This is a genomic window from Pedobacter nanyangensis (assembly GCF_003313505.1).
Lineage (GTDB): Bacteria > Bacteroidota > Bacteroidia > Sphingobacteriales > Sphingobacteriaceae > Pedobacter > Pedobacter nanyangensis.
The window spans coordinates 658,805-678,992 of record NZ_QMHO01000001.1 but is presented as its reverse complement, the minus strand read 5'-3'; the positions used below and the strand labels follow the sequence as shown (position 1 = coordinate 678,992).

At 42.0% G+C, this 20,188-nt stretch carries 17 protein-coding genes; 6 read left to right on the top strand and 11 right to left on the bottom strand.

The genetic code is table 11. The features are described 5' to 3' along the window. Positions 1–18: 18 nt before the first annotated feature. The 10 genes from DUT71_RS03050 to DUT71_RS03000 all read right to left on the bottom strand — a co-directional run bounded on the left by DUT71_RS03050 (position 19) and on the right by DUT71_RS03000 (position 9,720). The gene (locus tag DUT71_RS03050; RefSeq protein WP_113661030.1) at positions 19–657 is read right to left on the bottom strand and encodes an NAD(P)-dependent oxidoreductase; all 639 of its coding nucleotides are present in this window, start codon (positions 655–657) and stop codon (positions 19–21) included. 159 nt (positions 658–816) lie between these two features. After that, positions 817–1,878: a M20 family metallo-hydrolase gene (locus tag DUT71_RS03045; protein ID WP_113661029.1), complete on the bottom strand. Its 1,062-nt coding sequence runs from the start codon at positions 1,876–1,878 to the stop codon at positions 817–819. A gap of 80 nt (positions 1,879–1,958) precedes the next feature. Beyond that, positions 1,959–2,762, bottom strand: coding sequence for a pyrroline-5-carboxylate reductase (proC, locus tag DUT71_RS03040; protein WP_113661028.1), 804 nt, complete (start codon positions 2,760–2,762; stop codon positions 1,959–1,961). A gap of 272 nt (positions 2,763–3,034) precedes the next feature. Further along, positions 3,035–3,823 carry an acetylglutamate kinase gene (argB, locus tag DUT71_RS03030; RefSeq protein WP_113661026.1) on the bottom strand — a complete coding sequence of 263 codons (789 nt, stop codon included), beginning with the start codon at positions 3,821–3,823 and terminating at the stop codon, positions 3,035–3,037. A 106-nt stretch (positions 3,824–3,929) separates the two neighbouring features. Then, entirely contained in the window at positions 3,930–4,907 is a 978-nt protein-coding gene (locus DUT71_RS03025) for a Rossmann-fold NAD(P)-binding domain-containing protein (protein WP_113661025.1), read from the bottom strand. A 199-nt stretch (positions 4,908–5,106) separates the two neighbouring features. Next, positions 5,107–6,237: an aspartate aminotransferase family protein gene (locus DUT71_RS03020; RefSeq protein ID WP_113661024.1), complete on the bottom strand. Its 1,131-nt coding sequence runs from the start codon at positions 6,235–6,237 to the stop codon at positions 5,107–5,109. 39 nt (positions 6,238–6,276) lie between these two features. Then, positions 6,277–6,639 carry a four helix bundle protein gene (locus DUT71_RS03015; protein WP_113661023.1) on the bottom strand — a complete coding sequence of 121 codons (363 nt, stop codon included), beginning with the start codon at positions 6,637–6,639 and terminating at the stop codon, positions 6,277–6,279. Between the two features lie 35 nt (positions 6,640–6,674). Continuing rightward, positions 6,675–7,706, bottom strand: coding sequence for an N-acetyl-gamma-glutamyl-phosphate reductase (gene argC, locus DUT71_RS03010; protein WP_113661022.1), 1,032 nt, complete (start codon positions 7,704–7,706; stop codon positions 6,675–6,677). Positions 7,707–7,742: 36 nt separating this feature from the next. Then, the gene (gene argG / locus DUT71_RS03005) at positions 7,743–8,933 is read right to left on the bottom strand and encodes an argininosuccinate synthase (RefSeq protein ID WP_113661021.1); all 1,191 of its coding nucleotides are present in this window, start codon (positions 8,931–8,933) and stop codon (positions 7,743–7,745) included. Positions 8,934–9,021: 88 nt separating this feature from the next. Beyond that, positions 9,022–9,720 (bottom strand): GNAT family N-acetyltransferase, encoded by a 699-nt coding sequence (locus tag DUT71_RS03000; RefSeq protein ID WP_113661020.1) that lies wholly within the window; start codon positions 9,718–9,720, stop codon positions 9,022–9,024. Positions 9,721–10,265: 545 nt separating this feature from the next. Between DUT71_RS03000 and DUT71_RS02995 the strand changes: the two genes are divergently transcribed. Continuing rightward, positions 10,266–10,970, top strand: coding sequence for a DUF4397 domain-containing protein (locus DUT71_RS02995; protein WP_113661019.1), 705 nt, complete (start codon positions 10,266–10,268; stop codon positions 10,968–10,970). On the opposite strand, the gene DUT71_RS02990 is transcribed toward DUT71_RS02995, so the two are convergent. Continuing rightward, on the bottom strand, positions 10,971–12,173 hold the full coding sequence (locus DUT71_RS02990; RefSeq protein ID WP_113661101.1) for an NAD(P)/FAD-dependent oxidoreductase: 1,203 nt from the start codon (positions 12,171–12,173) through the stop codon (positions 10,971–10,973). Between the two features lie 133 nt (positions 12,174–12,306). On the opposite strand from DUT71_RS02990, the gene DUT71_RS02985 reads away from it, so the two are divergent. The 5 genes from DUT71_RS02985 (at position 12,307) to DUT71_RS02965 (ending at position 20,157) form a co-directional block, all read left to right on the top strand. After that, a complete protein-coding gene (locus tag DUT71_RS02985) occupies positions 12,307–14,649 on the top strand; it encodes a TonB-dependent receptor (RefSeq protein ID WP_113661018.1) in 2,343 nt (780 codons plus the stop codon). Between the two features lie 77 nt (positions 14,650–14,726). Further along, the gene (locus DUT71_RS02980; protein ID WP_113661017.1) at positions 14,727–17,120 is read left to right on the top strand and encodes a TonB-dependent receptor; all 2,394 of its coding nucleotides are present in this window, start codon (positions 14,727–14,729) and stop codon (positions 17,118–17,120) included. 4 nt (positions 17,121–17,124) lie between these two features. Next, on the top strand, positions 17,125–17,829 hold the full coding sequence (locus DUT71_RS02975) for a DUF4198 domain-containing protein (RefSeq protein ID WP_113661016.1): 705 nt from the start codon (positions 17,125–17,127) through the stop codon (positions 17,827–17,829). 62 nt (positions 17,830–17,891) lie between these two features. Then, positions 17,892–19,073, top strand: a complete 1,182-nt coding sequence (locus DUT71_RS02970; RefSeq protein WP_113661015.1) for a PepSY-associated TM helix domain-containing protein — start codon at positions 17,892–17,894, stop codon at positions 19,071–19,073. A gap of 160 nt (positions 19,074–19,233) precedes the next feature. After that, positions 19,234–20,157 (top strand): DUF6607 family protein, encoded by a 924-nt coding sequence (locus DUT71_RS02965; RefSeq protein WP_113661014.1) that lies wholly within the window; start codon positions 19,234–19,236, stop codon positions 20,155–20,157. Positions 20,158–20,188 lie beyond the last annotated feature (31 nt).

Sequence of the window (20,188 nt, the reverse complement as noted above, 5' to 3'; positions counted from 1 at the left end):
CTCACCGCCTTTTTGTTTTTAAATACTGGCTATAAACGGTGCCTTTCCAATATATTCGGCACTGTCTAGCTGCTCAATAATAAAATTAGCCAAATCTGTGGCACTAATATGATCTCCAGGGCAATCGTAGAGGCTCACTTTAATTCCCTTGGCTTCGTCCGTTTGTTCAATGAGTGGTAGTCTTACCAAAGTCCAATCTAACTCACTTTGGGCTAACAATTCATACTCTACCTGCTTATCCGCAGTAGTTGGGGCATAATTGGTCCGCATCCAATCCGTGGCCTGTTGCACCTTTTCACTTTTATGGTCGTTAGGTGCATCAACACTCAAACCAGTAGTCACTATATATCTTTCGATATTTAACTTTTGCATGGCGTCCAGCACATTTTTAGTTGCAGTACTAAAAATAGGTGGTTCGCCTTTCGGCTGTCCCAAGGTACTCAACACCGCCGTACAACTTTCTAATAAAAGTGCTATATCCACTGGGTTTCGAGCATCTCCTTTTACTTTTTCAATAGCGGGATGATAAAGCTCCAATTGGTCAGGATTGCGCAATAGCATTTTAATGCCGAAACCTTTTTCCAATAGTTTTTTCACTAAATATTTTCCTGATTTTCCTGTGCCGCCAATTACGGCAATATGATGATGATTAGTCATGATCTCTTATAAATTTTGGGTAATAAAAATAACCTTCGAAACATTTGCATGTCCGACAAATAAGCAAGAACTGCTTTAGGGGTAATATTTATAAAGAGATTTTAATACTCGAATTTAGGAAACAAAATCGTTGAATTCCAAACTTTGTTTCCTAAATGTTTAGGATACTACCGGTTTCAGCATGGCGATATAGCCTTCGATACCTTGTCTAATTTCATCCACATATAAAAATTCATCGGCCATGTGCGAACGCCCCGAAAAACCTGGTCCACATTTTAACGATGGAATAGACAACAATGCTTGGTCGGAAGTGGTTGGTGAACCATAAGTAGTTTTGCCCAATGCAATTCCCGATTTAACAATAGGATGATCTTTATCTATAGAAGACGGCTTTAACCTCACCGATCGAGGTTTCACTTCGCAGCTCACGTGTTGTTTAATGATTTCTACCACCTCTTCGTTGGTATAGGCATCCGTTACCCGCACATCAACCGTAAAAGTGCAATTAGCGGGCACTACGTTGTGTTGCGAACCCGCATTGATAATGGTTACCGTCATTTTCACGGGGCCAAAAACTTCCGACACTTTAGGAAATTGGTAATTGCGGAACCATTCGATATCTGGTAAGGCCTTATAAATGGCATTTTCACCTTCTTCGCGTGCCGCATGCCCTGCTTTACCATGAGCAGTGCAATCAATCACCAAAAGGCCTTTTTCGGCAATGGCCAAGTGCATTTCGGTAGGTTCGCCCACAATGGCAAATTCCAGTTCACCCAAATCAGGGATCACCAACTCCAAACCGTTGTTTCCCGATATTTCTTCTTCGGCTGTTGCCGCCAAACAGAAGTTGTATTTTAAACCTTCTTGCTCATAAAAGTACAAGAAAGTAGCAATTAACGACACCAAACAGCCACCAGCATCATTACTGCCCAAGCCAAACAGCTTGCCATCCTCAATGGCAGCATCATAAGGATCGCGGGTGTAGCCAGAATTAGGCTTTACCGTATCATGGTGCGAATTAAGCAACACAGTAGGTTTAGATGCGTCGAAATGCTTATTATAAGCCCAAACATTGTTCAACTTGCGGTGGGTTTTAATGCCATGTTCACCCAGAAACTGCGCAATTAAATTTGCTGTCCTATCTTCTTCCTTACTAAAAGACTGAATGCGGATCAAATCTCTTAGTAACTCTGTGCTTTCTTTTATTAATTTTTCAATCATTTTGTGTGCTTAAAGCTTAAAGCCTAAGGCTAAAAGCTCATAAAATCTAATCCAGAGGCTTGTGCTTTAAGCCCCTAGCCTCATTCGTTATACAACCCTCCAGCCTTTTTAGCCGAAAGTTTAATTCCCTTAATTAGCGATGAACTGAAACCATTATGCTCCATTTCATTTAGGCCCGCAATCGTACAACCTTTTGGCGAAGTTACCTTATCTATTTCAGTTTCTGGATGAGTTTGGTTCAATAATAACAAATCTGCCGCCCCTTTGGCGGTTTGCACGGCCATTTTCAGCGCATCGTGTGCGTGGAAACCAATTTCTACGCCGCCTTGTGATGCCGCCCTGATGCTACGCAAAAAGAATGCGATGCCACAGGCGCACAAAGCCGTTGCCGAGGTCATTAAATCTTCCTGAATGGTCACCACCGCCCCAACCGTTTCAAACAGCGTAACCACTTCATTTAAATTTTCAGCAGTAGCATTATCGGTCGCCACACAGGTCATGCTTTGGCCAATGGAAATTGCGGTATTCGGCATTGCCCTAATCACCTGTACCTTTTCACCAAGTTCTTTGCGGACATCGGCACAGGTTACCCCAGATACTACCGAAACAAACAATTGCTTTTCAGGATTTACCGCCGGAGCCAACTGTACCAAAACTTTTTTCAGCTGTTGGGGCAACACGCCTAAAACTACAATATCAGCACCTTCAATGGCGGCCAAATTGTCATCGCTTACCTTAAACCCAGCGGCTACCTCTTCCGTCATCAACTTGATGTTCCTACGTGTTAAGGTAATGTCCCCTGCCCCACAATAGGCTTTGTTTACGAGTCCTTTTGCCAAAGACAGCCCAATATTTCCACTGCCGATAATGGTTATTTTTTTCATCTTTTTGTGATTATCGTTGATGAGCTCGCAAGCTCGGTTGCACAGATTTTTATGATTTCACCGATGTTTCGATGGTTAATTATTTTTTGAAAAGCAATTGTAATGCTCTTTTTAATGCTAGTCCTGCTATCCGCTTTACTCCGTTGCACTTCGTGTCCGCTGCTATCAGGTTTATAAACGAAAAGCCTTTGCCATTCAGCCCCCCCAAGCCCAACCCGGTTCGTCATTGCGAGGTCAAAAACCTTAAACCTTACGTCTTCCACCTCAAAACCTTATTTCAACAGCTTCGTCCCAAAAGTGCCTGTTGCGATCTCCGCCAATTCATCGGCTTTGCCAATATAAACCGAAGTTACCCCCTTGTTAATGGCTTCAAAAGCATTGTGCAGCTTCGGGATCATCCCGCCTGCTACCGTTCCGTCAGCTTTCAAGGGTTCAAAGTCAGCCGAACGGATTTCCCTTACCACGGTAGCATCATCATTCACGTCTTTTAGCACCCCTTTTTTCTCGAAGCAATATACCAAATGTGTTTCATACTGCGCAGACATGGCCACCGCCACCGCCGAAGCAATCGTATCGGCGTTGGTATTTAAAAGCTGTGTTTCGCCATCATGTGTAATGGCACAAAGCACCGGCACAAAGCCTGCTTGCAACAGGCTCCCTAAAGAAGTAACAGAAACCGAGTTTTCATCCAAATCGCCTACAAAACCATAATCAATTTCTTTTACGGGACGTTTTTTAGCTTTAATGATATTGCCATCCGCTCCGGTTAAACCAATAGCATTTACACCCTTAGCTTGTAGCTGGGCAACAATGTTTTTATTGATCAATCCAGCGTAAACCATGGTTACCACACGCAGGGTTTCAATATCGGTAATCCGCCGGCCGTCTACCATTTTCGCTTCAATTCCTAGGGAAGCACTGGTTTCGGTCGCAATTTTACCACCCCCGTGAATCAATATTTTAGGGCCATCTAAGGCCGTAAAATCTTCCAAAAAATGGTGTAGGTTTTCGGAGTTGTCAATAACGTTTCCGCCTATTTTTATGATGGTTAGTTTTTGCATACTGTTTTATCGTCATTGCGAGCTTGCGAAGCAATCCTAAAGCGGTAGAATTCCCCCATCGTTGTAAGATTGCTTCGTGCCTCGCAATAACGGTGTATTTTTATATTTATATTTCTTCCAACATCGCTTTCAGCACTGCCTGTGCAGACCATAATCTGTTTCCAGCTTCGTGGATCACCAGAGAGTTTGGTCCATCCAATATTTCCGAGGCCAATTCCAAATCCCTGCGAACAGGCAAACAGTGCATTATTTTGGCATTACTGGTCAGTTTCAGCTTCTCGTTGTCCATCATCCATCCCTCCGGAAAATCCAACAACTTGCCATATTCCTTGTAGCTGCTCCAGTTTTTGACATAAACATAATCTGCATCAGCAATCGCTTCATCTAAGTTATGGGAGATTTTAGCGCCAGGGGTAAAGCTTTCATTAAGTTCAAAACCCTCTGGTTGTGCAATGGTAAAATCCAACATTCCTTCGGCTTGCGCCCTGCTCATCCACTCTGCAAAGGAGTTTGGAACCGCTTGCGGCAAAGGTTTGATGTGAGGTGCCCAAGCCAACACTACTTTTGGCCTAGCTTTGGCATCAATGCGGTATGGCTCCCAAGTTTCGTGGATGGTCACCAAGTCGGCCAAGCTTTGCAATGGGTGTCTGGTTGCACTTTCTAAACTTACCACCGGCACGCCGCAAAACTTCACGAACTTGTTAAAAAACTCTTCGTTGTAATCTTCTTCCCTGTTTTGTAGCTTAGGGAAAGAACGTAAGCCCAGGATATCGCAATACTCGCCCATTACGGCAGCTGCCTCACGGATATGCTCTACGGTAGTGCCGTTCATGATCACGCCATCTTGGGTTTCCAGCGCCCAACCTTCCTTGTCCATGTTCATCACCATTACACTCATCCCCAAGTTAAGGGCTGCTTTTTGGGTGCTTAAACGGGTACGCAGGCTTGGGTTCATAAACACCAGTCCAAGGGTTTTATTTTTACCCAAATCGCTACGCGCATAGGGGTTAGCCTTTAATGCCAAAGCACTTGCAACCAACTGTTTGATGTCTTGTACATCGTTTACGGAAGAGAAAAGTTTCATTTTAAGCGGAAAGTTTAAAGCGGAAAGCAAAAAGCTTTTCCTATTTTATTGTCTAATTTTCTTCAAGAGGTTAATCAGCATTGCCTTAACCTCATTCACTTATCAAGTTCGTCATTGCGAGGCACGAAGCAATCTTAAAGCGACATCTCATACTAACGTTGTAGGATTGCTTCGTGCCTCGCAATGACGGGTAGTTTTATTATTTCACTAATTCAGCAAACGCAGTCAAAAACTCATCTGCATGTTCCTTGGTTAAATTCAATGCTGGCAGTAAACGGATTACGTTAGGCTTCGCTTCGCCCGTAAAGATAAAATGCTTAAACAATAGCTCTTTCTTTACATGTGCGAGCTCTTCCGGCAATTCAATACCAATCATCAGGCCTCTTCCACGCACTTCCTTTACTTGTTCGAATTTCTTTAGCTCTGCGATCAGATAAGCGCCTACTTCCTCGGCATTTTTCATCAGGTTGTCTTTCTCGATCACTTCTAACACTGCTAAAGCCGCGGCACAAGCCAAATGGTTTCCGCCAAAAGTAGTTCCCAGTTGTCCGTGCCAAGGCTTAAATTTAGGAGCGATAGAAATCCCCGCAATTGGGAAGCCATTGCCCATTCCTTTAGCCATGGTATAAATATCAGCATCTACTCCAGCCCAGTCGTGCGAATAGAATTGCCCTGTTCTGCCATACCCACATTGTACGCTATCTGCAATGTACACGGCATTATGTTCATCACAAAGTGAACGTATTTTTTGCAGGAAGCTTTTGGAGGCTTCTCTAATGCCGCCTACGCCTTGAATGCCTTCCAAAATTACCGCCGCAATTTCATTTCCATGTTTTGCAAATTCATTGGCCAGCGCCTGCTCATCGTTATGAGGCAAGAAAATAATATTGTCGGTCTCGTTAACTGGTGCTACAATTTTTGGATTATCGGTAGCGGCAACAGCTAATGAAGTACGACCGTGAAAAGCACCTTTAAAAGCGATTACTTTCTTTCTACCGTTGTAAAAAGAAGCCAATTTTAAGGCATTTTCGTTAGCTTCAGCTCCTGAGTTGCACAAGAACAATTGGTAATCTGTTTTTCCAGAAACTTGGCCTAGCTTTTCTGCCAATTGTACCTGCAAAGGAATTTTAATGGAATTAGAGTAAAACCCCACTTTGTTTAACTGTTCGGTTAAACGCTGTACATAATGCGGGTGGGTATGGCCAATGCTAATTACCGCATGACCGCCATATAGGTCTAAATATTTTTGTCCGTTAGCATCCCAAACATTACTGCCCGATGCTTTGGTGATTTCTATGTCGTTTAACGGGTATACGTCGTATAAGTTCATAATTGAGGTATAAGGTATGAGGTGTTAGGGATTAAGGTTTTACCCTCCACTTCTCAAAAATTTTAAAAATGAAATTAGCATTGCTCTAACTTCGTTAATTAATTGGTTCACTTTTAGATAATCTTCTTCACTGATGTATTTCAATTCAGAAGCACACAAACAACAATAATCTATTTCATTAGTAGAACCTAAAGCGATATTTAGAAAGTGTGCGAAATCTTTATCTGTAAACCTTCCGCATCCTTCTACGATATTTAAAGGTATGGACAACGAAGCTCTAGTTAATTGAGACGTTAATTCAAATCGCTCTTCTTTCGGGAACCGAGTAGCAATACTCTTTTTGATGAACATATTCAGTTCATGTGCCTTTTTCCAAACATCGAGTTTTTTATAGTCTCTCATAACCTTAAGCCTTATACCCTACACCTTTTTACCTTTCAAAAATTAGCCGCTTTCAATTTTAGCCCTGCTGTTTCGTCCAAGCCAAACATTAAGTTCATATTCTGAACGGCTTGTCCGCTAGCACCTTTTAAAAGGTTATCGATAATGCTGATGATAAATAACTTATTGCCATGTTTTTCTAAATGGATCAGGCATTTGTTGGTATTTACCACCTGCTTTAAATCAATGTTTTTCCGGCTTACATGGGTAAATGGATGGCTGGCATAATAACTTTCATAAAGCTCGTATGCAGCTTCTTCGGTCAAATCGCTTTCAATGTACATCGCAGCCAAAATCCCCCTGGTGAAATCGCCACGTTGTGGGATGAAGTTTAAAGCTTCCTTTACTTCGCCCTGCAATTGGACTAAACTCTCCCCAATTTCATTTAAATGCTGATGTTCGAAAGCCTTATAAACCGAAAGGTTGTTGTTTCTCCAGCTAAAATGTGAAGTTTTACTCAAACTTTGACCTGCACCTGTAGAGCCTGTAGTGGCATTGATATGTACTTCGCTTTGCAACAAGCCTTTTGAAGCCAACGGCAATAAGCCCAATTGGATACAAGTGGCAAAGCAACCTGGGTTGGCTACATTTTTCGCAGAAGCGATTTTGTCTTTATTCAATTCTGGCAAACCGTAAATAAAGTTACGGGCTGCGAGTTGCGAGTTTTGAGCTAACCTAAAGTCTTGCGATAAATCGATGATTTTAACTTTTTCGTTTATCGGATTTGCGTCCAAAAATTTCTTGGCATCTCCATGACCAACGCATAAAAATAGCACGTCGATATCCTGCAAAATTTGGTCAGTAAATTTCAGGTCTGTATCCCCAAACAAATCGGTATGCACATCCGAAACTAGGTTGCCAGCGTTGCTGCTGCTATTTACAAAAGCAATTGCTACTTGTGGGTGGTTTACCAAAATACGCAACATCTCTCCGCCCGTGTATCCTGCTCCTCCAATAATTCCTGCTTTTATCACCCCTAAATCCCCTGAAGGAGACTTTGATTTTATATCGTTAATACTTTGTTCCATATTAAATTTGGGTTAAGCCCCCTTTGGGGGTTGGGGTTACTTCTCTCCGTTTACTTTATGCCAAATCATTACCTGGTTGCCAAATATTTTAGAGAAACCTTTTACATCTTCTCCAGACCAAGCGTTGTTCATTTCGCCGTAGCTGCCAAATTTATTGCTCATTAAATCATTGGCACTTTCGATACCGATGATATGGAAACGATAAGGCAACAACTCAACAAACACTTTTCCATTAACGGTGCTTTGTGTCGAACTTAAGAAAGCCTCCATGTCTCTCATAATTGGATCGTGGAATTGGCCTTCGTGCAGCCAGTTGCCATAAAATGATGACAGGTTTTCTTTCCAGCTCAACTGCCATTTGGTTAAGGTGTGTTTCTCCAAAGCATGGTGCGCTTTGATGATCACCATCGGCCCTGCCGCCTCAAAACCTACGCGGCCTTTAATGCCAATAATGGTATCGCCCACGTGAATATCACGCCCAACGCCAAAAGGTGCGGCAATGGCCTGCAATTTTTGGATAGCTCTTACCGGCGCCAATTTCTCACCATCAACAGCAACCAATTCACCTTTTTCAAAAGTCAATTCTACTTTCTTAGGCTCGGTTTCGGTTACTTGAGTTGGCCAAGCACTTTCTGGCAAGGTTTGGTTAGAAGTCAATGTTTCTGCACCGCCTACCGAAGTGCCCCACAAGCCCTTGTTGATTGAATATTTTGCCTTCTCTGCGGTATATATAACCCCGTGTTTAGCTAAATACTCAATTTCCGCTTCGCGTGATAATTTCAAATCTCTAATTGGGGTAATGATTTCTACATTAGGGATCAGGATGTTGAAAATCATATCGAAACGAACCTGATCATTTCCTGCTCCAGTGCTACCGTGAGCCACATAATCAGCACCAATTTTCTTCACATAATTGGCAATTGCCGTAGCTTGGCAAACACGCTCGGCACTTACCGACAATGGATAGGTGGCATTTTTCAGCACGTTCCCAAAAATCAAATACTTGATGCTATCGTTGTAATAGTTCTCGGTTTCGTCAACCGCAGCGTGCGACGCCACCCCTAAAGCATAAGCCCGTGCTTCAATTTCCTTTAGCTCTTCTTCAGAAAAACCACCGGTATTTACCACCACCGAGTGTACTTCCAAATTTCTGTCCTTTGTTAAATGAATGCAACAGAATGAGGTATCTAAACCTCCGCTAAATGCTAAAACAACTTTTTTCTTCATCTTGTATTTATTTATTTTACCACCTTAGACACCTAAGCTTAGACGCATTAAAATATCTATAAGTGGCTCATTAATATTTATTTGTATTCTATTTATTTAAAAATGCCAAAAACAACAATAGTGATTTAAGGTCGCTACCTCCTTTATTTTTTTCGATTAAACGCTGTTTGATACGCATAAATCTTTCATAAAGCTTAGGCTTTTTCTGCAGCTCTTCGGCAAACTCTTTGGCTGCTTCGTGTTTTTTCTCCTTTGGATCGTACAGCATTGCAGTACACATGCAGTTTTTACGTTCCTTCATTTTAAGGATCTCGAAGTTGACACAGCTTTGGCAACCTTTCCAAAATTCTTCGTCCTGCGTAAGTTCCGAGTAGGTTACCGGCTCATAGCCTAAATCAGAGTTGATCTTCATGACGGCCAGACCCGTAGTTAAACCAAAGATTTTGGCCTTTGGATATAATTTTCTTGATAAGGCAAAGATTTCCTCTTTAATGGCTTTGGCCAATCCTGCTTTCCTGAATTTAGGACTTACAATTAAGCCTGAATTGGCCACAAACTGGCCATGGCTCCAGGTTTCGATGTAGCAAAATCCGGCCCACGTGCCATCCTTGTGGAAAGCGATTACCGACTTACCTTCCTGCATTTTGCCAGCTACATATTCTGGCGAACGTTTAGCGATACCTGTTCCTCTAGCCTTTGCTGATTCGGCCATTTCTTCAACTATTTCTTCAGCAAAAACACGATGTTCAGGAAGTGCAACTTGCACTATAAAATCGTTATTATTCATTAATTCTTTAACGAAAAAATATGGTATTCTTGTTAATTGGGTTTTTATTGAGGATCAATTCCTCATGGGTTTAAGTTCCCTAGGGGTATGACTTAAATCCGCGGCGTAAAGAGTTGCCGACTTGTGGTGATTTGGAATACGGGTCGTAAACGTTCAATAAAATAGCCGTTAGGGGCCATGTTCTTGGCCTCTAAAACAGATAATTTATGGATAATTTGTTTACTCATTTTCTGATAAAATCAATCCTATTGAATTGATTGTGCCGCAAAGGTTTAAATAAAAATTGAGTTGTGCAATATAATTCGTATTTTTTTACATTTTGTTTAACATTCCTTAACCCGCTGCCAAGTAAACATGTTAGCGAATTTAGCCTTCGTTTGTAGCGAAACAGCGGCTTATTGCGTATCAAAGGTATGATGCAGGGTATTTACTCCGGCAATCCTTTATTTAACAAAGTTTAACATCGGAATAAAATCGATAAAACCAATATTTGTATATTTGAAATATATTTTAGGGCAGGGCTAAATGGCCATCAAATCTTTAACATGAATAAAACTTATACGAAATCCTCTCTTAAGGCATTATATGCGCTATTTACCATGGCAACAATTACACTATTGTTTGCCTGCGGGAAAAATGACACAACTGTGGTTGATACCGGATCTTTAAGCGTTTACAATATCTCTCCTACCTTGGGTACGTATGATGCTTATATTAACGACTCTAAAATAAATAGCGCAGCACTTCCCTATGCCGGAGGGGTCAAATACTCTAGGCTAAATGTGGGGAGCTATACCGTTAAATTCACCGTAGCAGGAGAAACAGCATCGGCCTATACAAAGAGTAATATCTCTATTGCCAATAGTGCTTTTTCAACTTTATACCTGGTAGGCACCAGCGATAATTTCGATGGTTTGCTTTTAGCGGATGATTTCTCCAATACCTCTACTGAAAAAGCCTATGTGCGCTTTATCAACCTTTCTCCAGATGCTGCCGCCTTGGATTTAGGCATTAAAGATGCAACAACCAATCTTGCCAGCAATAAAGCCTATAAAGCCTACAGCGGGTTTGTGGCCGTTGATCCAGGAGAAAAGAATTTAGAAATTAAAGCCGCTGCAACAACTACCGTTAATGCTACCGTTAACAAAACATTGGTAAAGGGTACATTCTATACTGTAATTGCTGGCGGTAAAGTTAATCCTGGCACTAACGAAAGAGCTTTCAACGGACAAATTATTACACACCAATAATTACCTGCCAAACCTAAAGAAATAAGCAAGGGGATCTATCTCATTTTGTAGCATCCCTACCAGCATATTTGCTCCAATTACAGAAAAAGTTATTCCATTTCCTCCAAATCCCAAGCAGAAATAGCTGTTTGGGAATTTGGGATGGCTCCCGATGTAGGGCAATCCATCCTTGGTTTCGCCAAAAGTGCCGCACCACGCAAAATCGGGAATAAAGTTAATATTAGGCATCAGTTTCTGAATGGACTTTAAAAGCTTCCCCTCTTTTTTGCTCAATAAAGCGTCTCGCAATACAGGATTTTTAAAATTCTCATCTTCACCCCCTACCAAAAGTCGATGATCAGCGGTACTTCGCATATACAAGTATGGATGGTCTGTATTCCAAAAAAGCGTATCATAAATCTGGGTAGTGGCGCCATTCATCCGTTCGCTAACCATGGCGTAAGTGCTCTTTAATTTCACTATTTTTTCGGGGATGAGCTTTATACTTTCATAACCTGTGCAGTAGATGATCTTTTTTGCCCTAATTTTTGACCCGGTATCCATTTCTGCAAGAATTTCATCTTTTAGATATTTAACCTTCTTCAACTCGGTTTTATCAAAAATCTCCAGCCCTTTTTTCTGGTTAAACGATAGTAGCTCATGGGCCAGCCTAAAAGCATCTACGCTTGCGCCATCAGCCGACAAGATTCCGCCTTCCGACTGCAAACCATAGTTGGATTGGATTTGCTTTTTATCCAGCCATTCTACTTCAAAGCCAGCTTTCAACCGCTTTTCGAACTCTAGTTTCAGCCATTTTGCATCCTTTCCTGTTCCGGCAAAGTAGAGTGAATTTTTGGCTTCAAAGCCCGAATCAGATTTAATGTCCTTGGATATTTTCTCCAGTTCCCAGATTGAATTTCTACAGGCTCTGTAACTGGCCAAAGCCCCAACTTCTCCTATCAACTTCTCCAGTTGATACAAAGGCACGTCTATTTCATATTGCAGCATGGAGGTGGTTGCCGAAGTGCTGCCATTGGCAACTTCCCGCTGATCAATTACTATCGTTTTGAAACCGGCACCCACACACGCATGCGCCATTAATGCGCCGGTAATGCCCGCTCCAACAATTAAAAGATCACAAACAGTGTCTTTTCTTAGAGAAGGGTAAGCATTTAAAATACCATTATTAACCAGCCAATACGGTTCGTTAGATCTGATGTCCATAAAATGTTTTGGATATAACACTTTCCGCAACCTTTAGTTTTTAGCCAGCATGCAATTCTAAAATTCTTTTGCAATTAAAGCTTTAGGTTATATATTTGCCGTAGTTTATAATTAATCTAAATAAAAACAAAGAATGAAATCTATCTATTTTTTGAGACATATCTTAACAGGCTTTCTTATCTTATCCATAAGCCTGGTTGCTTACGGCCAACAACATGCTACGATAAAAGGGCGTATTACCACCTCCGACGGGCAACCTGCTGCTTATGTAAACATTGGGCTAAAAAATAAAAACAATAGCACTACAAGTAAGGAAGACGGCTCCTATGCCTTACTAAAAATCAAAGCTGGTTCCTACACCGTAAGGGTAAATGCCATAGGCATTACCGCACAAGAAAAAAACGTCAATGTTGAAGCTGGACAAACCTTAGAGCTGAATTTCGAGTTGGAGACAAGCAGCCAGTCGCTACAAGAAATCACCATTAATGGGGGTAAAAATAAATATGCGGTTAAACAGAGCGATTACGTGGCCCGCATGCCGCTGAAAAACTTGGAAAATCCTCAGGTTTACAATACGGTGAGCAAAGAAATTATGGACCAACAAATTGTGACAGACTACAAGCAGTCGTTAAGGAATGTTCCTGGCGGCGGAATATCTTTTGGAGGAGTAAACAATGGCTTTGCTTACACCATTTTAAGAGGATTTTGGACAGGGGTTAGGATGCGCAACGGGGTAGCTGCCGACAGCTGGTCGGGAATTGACCCCGCCGTTGTAGAGAGATCTGAAGCCATTAAAGGTCCATCGGGCACGCTTTATGGCAATAGCGCCACTTCATTTGGTGGCCTTATCAATTTGGTAACCAAGCAACCTTTTGAGGAGAAAAAAACGACGATAGACTATACCATTGGCAGCTTTGGATTACACCGAATTGCAGTAGACGTAAATACGCCATTGAATGAAGATAAATCAGTATTGTTTAGACTTAATGCTGCCTATCACGCGGAAGATAGTTTCATGGACTGGGGATTTACCAAACGGTACGTAGTGGCTCCTTCGTTGCTTTATAAAGTAAACGACAGGCTTAGCCTTACCCTAAATGCCGAAATCACCAAATCAGAAATGAGCAACTTGCCTTATGTTAATATTTCGGCATTAAACCTGAAGAACACTAATGAAGTACCACTTAAGTATAACCAATCTACGGGAAGTGCCGATGCTACGTTTTCTGGTGGAGGGATTAATTTTTTTGCAAAAGCCGAGTACCAAATATCCCCAAGCTGGAAATCAACCACCATTGCCTCCCTAAATGTCAGTGATGTGGATGAACTGGTTTATGCCACCAGTACCTTTACCTCGCCAACAACGATCCAAAGAACAGTAAGCAGTTGGCCATTTACCGATTATGCTTATCAATTTCAACAATTTTTTAATACAGATTTTGTTGTAGCAGGCCTGAAAAACAAATTTGTACTAGGCTTAGATGTGCTTCACAGAAAAGGGGTAGATTACTCGTACGTTGGCCAAGAATATACCGACGTCATTAATATCAACCAACCTTATTCACCACTTTCACTGGAAAAAATTAAAGCGGTAAGGCAAGGCTTGGTTAATGGTTTTCAAACTAGCCAAAGTACCGTTTATGCGGCATACGCATCAAGTGCAACCAATATCACCGATCAACTTTCGGTTCTTTTGGGCCTTAGAGTAGATCGATTAAACAACAAGGGAATTGCGATTTTAAGGGGAGACTTTGAGGGGGGCTACGAACAAACTGCCCTATCGCCAAAATTTGGAGCCGTTTACCAAATATTAAAAGATAAGCTAAGTGTATTTGCGAGCTATACCAATGCATTCCAAAACAATGCGCCAATACGCCAGCCCGATGCGACAACTTTTAATGCAAAACCAACTACGGGCAACCAATATGAATTCGGAATTAAGACCGATCTCTTTGAAAACAGGTTGACCGCAACGGTAAGCTACTTCAATATTGACGTAAAAAATGCCCTAAGAAGCAACCAGCAAGGTTTCTCGTTTCAGGATTCCAAGCAAAAAAGTAAAGGCTTTGAAATTGACCTGAGCGCTAATCCCACTGCCGGACTAAACATTACCGCTGGATATGGCTACAACAAGAACATTTACAGCAGTATTAACAACAGCGGAACCGTATCGCAAAACAGGAACTACCTCCCTGCCGATTTCGCTAACATTTGGTTTACCTACAAGTTTACCCACGGAGCACTTAAAAACTTCGGTATTGGTGCAGGGAGCAACTACGTAGGTGAACTCAACAAGTACACCACAGACCCTAAAACAGATGCTTATTTCCTCACTGACGGCACTCTTTTTTACGAAGCAACCAAGGTTAGGCTAGGGCTGAAAGTGAACAACATTGCCAATGAGAAAGTATGGGGCTTAAGTGCCAGCCCCTTAGCCACTCGAAACGTAGCGGCTTCTATAAAATACATGTTTTAAACCTTTTGATCCTTGAATGAGCAACACCTACCGACGCAAGCACAGCAACTTTATAACAACAACATACACAATTCACAATGAAAAAAAACCTCAAAAGTCCTCTTGTCGTCTTACTGCTTTTATTCCATTTTGTGGCCTTTGCTCAAAATGGAACTATTAAAGGACGCATTACTTCGGCCGATGGGCAGCCTGCTGCCTACGTTAGTGTGGGATTAAAAAACAAACCTCAAAATACCGCTACCGACGATAATGGGAACTACATTCTCAGCAAAATCAAAGCGGGCAATTACATCATTAGGGTAAGTGCCATAGGTATAGCTACCCAGGAAAAAAACATCTCTATTAATGATGGCCAAACACTGGAGCTCAATTTCACGCTTTCGGAAAATAGCCAAATCCTAAAAGAAGTATCGGTTCAAGCTAAAAAGAACGCTTACAAAATTAGCACCCCCGATAACAGCCTGCGCTTAAACCAACCGTTGCTGGAAGCTGCCCAAAACATTCAAAGTGTAAGTGGCCAAGCATTAAAAGACCAACAGATCATTAGCATGAGCGACGGCGTACTGCGCAACGTAAGCGGTGCTATGCGTACCAGCCATTGGGGCGATTTATATACTAACGTGCACATGAGGGGCTCCCAAATACAGGCTATGCGCAACGGTTTCAATTTTGTGAATTCCTTTTGGGGGCCCTTAACCGAAGACATGAGCATTGTAGACCACCTTGAGTTTGTGAAAGGGCCAGCAGGCTTTATGTTAAGCAACGGCGATCCAAGCGGCATGTACAATGTCGTTACCAAAAAACCTACCGGATTAAACAAAGGCGAAGTTTCATTTACCCTGGGAAGCTTTGATTTGTATAGAACAGCCGTTGATTTGGACCGGAAACTTACCGAAGATGGCAAGCTGTTGTTCCGCTTAAACGCGGCGGCACAGCAAAAGGGATCATTTAGGCCCAATGAATCAAACGACAGGTATTCTATTGCCCCGGTAATTAGTTACCAGCTAACCCATAGCACCAAATTTACAGCCGAGTACAACCTGCAAAGGGCGCAAATGACCGATGTGGGATCGTACTACGTTTTCTCAACCGAAGGCTATCTCTCTCTGCCCCGCAAATTTACCTATGCCCCAGAAAATCTACCTAAAACCAATATCAATGACCATTCGGTATTTTTAAATCTTATCCAAAACATCGGTGATCAATGGAAAATTACCGCTCAAACCGCCTACAGCAAGTATTTGCAAACCGGCTCGAGCTTATGGCCTGCCGATGTACTTACCAATGGAGATGTCATCAGAAGTGTGGGGATCTGGGATGCGGAAAGCACCATGAAACTTGGCCAGCTTTTTATTAACGGCGAAGTAAAAACTGGCGGCATCAAACATCGCATTTTAGCAGGTTTTGATATAGGTAAAAAAGACTACATGGCAGATTGGGGACAATCGCACCCACTAGATTTACCTTCTAGCCCGTTTAACATGTACCATCCAAATTTAGGATATCCCCCAAATGGCTTCCCAAATTTCGATAGAACTACAAGCCTCGAAGCCCGTGCTATTGCCGCTGGAGGAACCATGGGCCAAAAATATACCGCCGGCTATTTACAGGATGAGCTAGGTTTTTTCAATAACCGTGCACGTTTAACCTTAGCGGCCCGTTACACCAAGGCTAGCCAATACCAATGGGGAGGAACTTCCTACAGCGCAAGTAAATTAACTCCCCGCATTGGGCTAAGCGTATCATTAGACCAAAATACAGCAGCATACGGCGTGTACGACCAAGCATTTTTACCACAAAGTGGAAAGCTTAAAGATGGCGGGGAAGTGAAACCAATTACCGGCTCAAATATGGAAATTGGTTTTAAAAGAGACTGGGCCGATGGCAAATGGAATACAACACTATCCCTATACCGTATCCTTAAGCAAAATGAGCTGACCGCAGATGTTCAGGACCCAACTTTCACCTACAGCGTGGTTTTAGGCGAAAAAGTAGCCAAAGGTATCGAACTGGATATTAAAGGCGAATTAGCGAAAGGGCTATCCCTGATTGCAAACTACGCCTACACCGATGCAAAAATCACTTCAGCTTTTCCTAACTCGGGCTTTGCCAACAACGACCTCGTTCCAGGATACGCCAAACACACCACCAATGCCTGGCTAAGTTATACCATACAAAGCGGCTTTTTGAAAGATTTTGGACTTAACGCCGGCGTAACCTATTTGAAAGATAGAACCTCATTTTCGTACAGCGCAACAAATCCAGCATACAACATGGGTGATTATACGAAAGTTGACGCTGGCTTGTTTTGGTCAAAAGGGCCCGTTAAAATTACCGCAAATGTGTTTAATGTGCTTAACGAATACCTGTACATTGGCGACTACTACACTGGCTATTTCAGCAACAACGTTTATTCATGGCAGGCCGAAGCTCCCCGTAACTATCGTTTCAGTATCGCTTATAAATTCTAGAACAATGAAAAAGATTTTAACCCTATTCTTATTTGTAGCCATGGCCGCCACCAGCTATGGGCATGCTTTGTGGATTGAAACCAACACGAATGGCCAAAAAGGTGTTGCACAAAAAGTGAAGGTCTTCTTTGGCGAATATGGCACCAAGGAAATCGATTCGGCCGCAAAATGGTACAGCAACCTGAAAGAGTTTAAATTAGTGCTCACCTCGCCAAATGGCAGCAAGCAAGCGTTAAAAACGAAGGCAGGAGTATTTCATTACGAAGCTGATTTTACACCAACCCAGGACGGGCAGTACACCCTATCTATTGTACACCAGGTAAAGGATCTTTACGAAAATGCCAAAATCGACTATTACGCTTTGGCCAATGTTTTTGTAGGCTCGGCAAAACTGGCTGATCAATTGGGCAACGATGTTACTTTAAGCATAGCCCCGGCTCAAACCTCTTTTGTAACTGGCCAAGAAAGCGCACATGCCGTAAAGCTCAACCAAAGCGCTTTCAAAAACCAAAAGCTTACCGTTGTAGGTCCTGAGAAAAAAAGCGAAACCATAAACACCAACAGTAACGGCTTGCTTAACTTTACACCAAAGCAAAAAGGCACTTATTTTTTGGAAGCCTTTTACGAGGAAAAGAAATCAGGAAGCCAGGCAGGTAAAAATTACGACAAAATTTGGCACGTAGCAACCTACACACGCCAAGCGCTCTAAACTGTAAATATAATTTCTAAACCAACCATGTTTAACGTGGTTGGTTTATTTCGTTATCCAAAATGACCTCAAACAAAACAAAAACCAAGAGATCCAAAAAATCTACCTTTCGTCGGATTAGCGATTGGCTACATTTATGGCTGGGCATTGGCGCAGGTGTAATGGTGATTTTTATTGCCCTAACGGGATGTATTTATGTTTTCCAGGCAGAAATCACCAACCTTATTTATCGTAAACAGCTGTATGTTGAGGCCCCTAAAAATGCCAGGCCGCTTCCCTTGAGCACATTGAAAAATAACGCCCAAAAAGCCATGGGCAACAAACCGATCAATTTCATTTCTACCTATCCCAACCCTGAAAAAACCTGGGAATTTGGCGCTTACAAGGGCGGAGACCCAGAGGCATTTTGGTATTTTGATGCATTAGACTACTACGATATTGCCAATGTAAACCCTTATACGGGCGAGGTTACCAAAATCACCCATTATAAACACGAGTTTTTCAATGTGGTGAAAATGCTGCATTGGAGCCTGCTAATTAACCATCCCATTGGCCAACAGATCATTGGCTGGTCTACCATCATTTTCATCATACTATTGATTACGGGCATGATCCACTGGTGGCCCAAAAATCTCAAGAAATCGAACCTAGATAAGAGCTTTAAGATCAAATGGACCGCTAAGTTTAAGCGCCTTAACTACGACCTGCACAATGTTCCAGGATTTTATGCCTTACTCATTTCGCTCATTTTGGCTTTAACAGGGCTAGTATGGGCCTTTCAGTGGTTTCAGGGCACGGTATATGCGGTGGCTTCGCTAAGCGTCACTCCACCTGAACGCAAAACCTTTAAATCAGACACCCTACATCTCGCCTCAAAAAACGGCATGGATATCGCTTTCGAAAAGGCAAAAGCGCTTTACCCAGCAGCTCCAAAAATTGCTATTGGCCCAGCTTCAAGTAACGATGGGGTTATTTATGCCTATGCCTACAAAGGCGAAGAAACCTATTACGACTCAAGTGACATGCAGTTTGACCAATACAGTGGTAAGCTTTTGGATCACCGCCACTATAAATCGAAAAACGCCGGAGAAAGATTATTAGGCATGAACTATGATATCCATGTGGGTGCCATATTGGGTTTGCCAGGAAAGATTATAGCCTTTTGCGCCAGTTTAATTGCCGCTTCGTTGCCTATTACCGGGTTTATCATTTGGTGGGGAAGAAAGAAAAAATCAAAAGGCTAGGGCTAGGCAATTATTGGCGCACTAACCAAGCTATCCGCAGCCTTTAGCCCCATAAGTTCTTTTATTTAGAATAATTAAAAATAATTTGCTTATCAGGATTATTGCTTGTTAATTTGCAACTGTTTAGAATAAATCTAAACAACATGATAAATATAAGGATATGAAGAAAATACAACTCTTAGTGGCTCTGCTATGGTGTAGTGCCTTTGCTTTCGGCCAAAACAAGTTAGCGCAAGATCGTAACGCTATTAAATCATTGGCTGGCTTTTATAAGGTTACCTTTAACTATGCCGAAACTTTTTCTCCTGATGATGACTACAAGTTTCACGACAGGCACCGTTCATCAGCTAAGGAAATTGCCATTATTGTAGAAGATTCGCCCAAAAAAATCGTGATCCAGCACCTTTTGGTTATGAGGGGTGATAGCATGATCATTAAACACTGGCGTGAAGACTGGACTTATGAAGATCCAAAAATTTTAGCCTTCGACAAGGAAGATACCTGGAAAAATGTAACCTTAAAACCAGAAGAATATCAAGGTAAATGGACCCAAAAGGTTTTTCAGGTAGATGATAGCCCGCGCTACCAAGCGATTGGCAGTTGGGTACATGTTGACGGCAGATCACAATGGTTAAGCTATTCAGACTCGCCACTTCCTCGTCGTGAGCATACCGAACGTAACGATTACAACGTATTGAACCGCCGCAATTTTGTTTACCTTACCCCAACCGGATGGATGTTTGAACAAGATAACAAGAAAATTGTTCGTACTCCGGGAGCAAAAGATAAACTGATTGCGCAAGAAAAAGGTTTAGAGGAGTTTGTAAAAACAGATCCAAAATCATTTGGTTACGCCCAAGAATGGTGGAAAAAGAACGAAGGTTTCTGGAAAGATGCCCGTGATATCTGGGACAATGTTTTTGCCAGCAATGCCACCATTAAATTAGCCCCCAAAGTAGATAACAAACTGCTTTACGAGAGATTTTTTGCGGCCAATGCCCAATCAGTAAAAGAAAACTGGACTTCGGCCAAAAACAAAGAGGAAATCACCAAAATCATCAATGCTTATTTAGTAAAGGGATAGTTCCTTTTACCATGAATTAAAATGCTTTGTG

Bases quoted from the DNA above. Each gene is read 5' to 3' on its own strand.
- DUT71_RS03045 (WP_113661029.1), bottom strand. From the start codon at position 1,878: ATGATTGAAAAATTAATAAAAGAAAGCACAGAGTTACTAAGAGATTTG.
- DUT71_RS02985 (WP_113661018.1), top strand. From the start codon at position 12,307: ATGAAATCTATCTATTTTTTGAGACATATCTTAACAGGCTTTCTTATC.
- DUT71_RS02995 (WP_113661019.1), top strand. From the start codon at position 10,266: ATGAATAAAACTTATACGAAATCCTCTCTTAAGGCATTATATGCGCTA.
- DUT71_RS03020 (WP_113661024.1), bottom strand. From the start codon at position 6,237: ATGAACTTATACGACGTATACCCGTTAAACGACATAGAAATCACCAAA.
- DUT71_RS03025 (WP_113661025.1), bottom strand. From the start codon at position 4,907: ATGAAACTTTTCTCTTCCGTAAACGATGTACAAGACATCAAACAGTTG.
- DUT71_RS02970 (WP_113661015.1), top strand. From the start codon at position 17,892: ATGACCTCAAACAAAACAAAAACCAAGAGATCCAAAAAATCTACCTTT.
- DUT71_RS03000 (WP_113661020.1), bottom strand. From the start codon at position 9,720: ATGAATAATAACGATTTTATAGTGCAAGTTGCACTTCCTGAACATCGT.
- argC (WP_113661022.1), bottom strand. From the start codon at position 7,706: ATGGAACAAAGTATTAACGATATAAAATCAAAGTCTCCTTCAGGGGAT.
- proC (WP_113661028.1), bottom strand. From the start codon at position 2,762: ATGAAAAAAATAACCATTATCGGCAGTGGAAATATTGGGCTGTCTTTG.
- DUT71_RS02975 (WP_113661016.1), top strand. From the start codon at position 17,125: ATGAAAAAGATTTTAACCCTATTCTTATTTGTAGCCATGGCCGCCACC.
- DUT71_RS03015 (WP_113661023.1), bottom strand. From the start codon at position 6,639: ATGAGAGACTATAAAAAACTCGATGTTTGGAAAAAGGCACATGAACTG.
- DUT71_RS02990 (WP_113661101.1), bottom strand. From the start codon at position 12,173: ATGGACATCAGATCTAACGAACCGTATTGGCTGGTTAATAATGGTATT.
- DUT71_RS02965 (WP_113661014.1), top strand. From the start codon at position 19,234: ATGAAGAAAATACAACTCTTAGTGGCTCTGCTATGGTGTAGTGCCTTT.
- DUT71_RS03050 (WP_113661030.1), bottom strand. From the start codon at position 657: ATGACTAATCATCATCATATTGCCGTAATTGGCGGCACAGGAAAATCA.
- DUT71_RS02980 (WP_113661017.1), top strand. From the start codon at position 14,727: ATGAAAAAAAACCTCAAAAGTCCTCTTGTCGTCTTACTGCTTTTATTC.
- argB (WP_113661026.1), bottom strand. From the start codon at position 3,823: ATGCAAAAACTAACCATCATAAAAATAGGCGGAAACGTTATTGACAAC.
- argG (WP_113661021.1), bottom strand. From the start codon at position 8,933: ATGAAGAAAAAAGTTGTTTTAGCATTTAGCGGAGGTTTAGATACCTCA.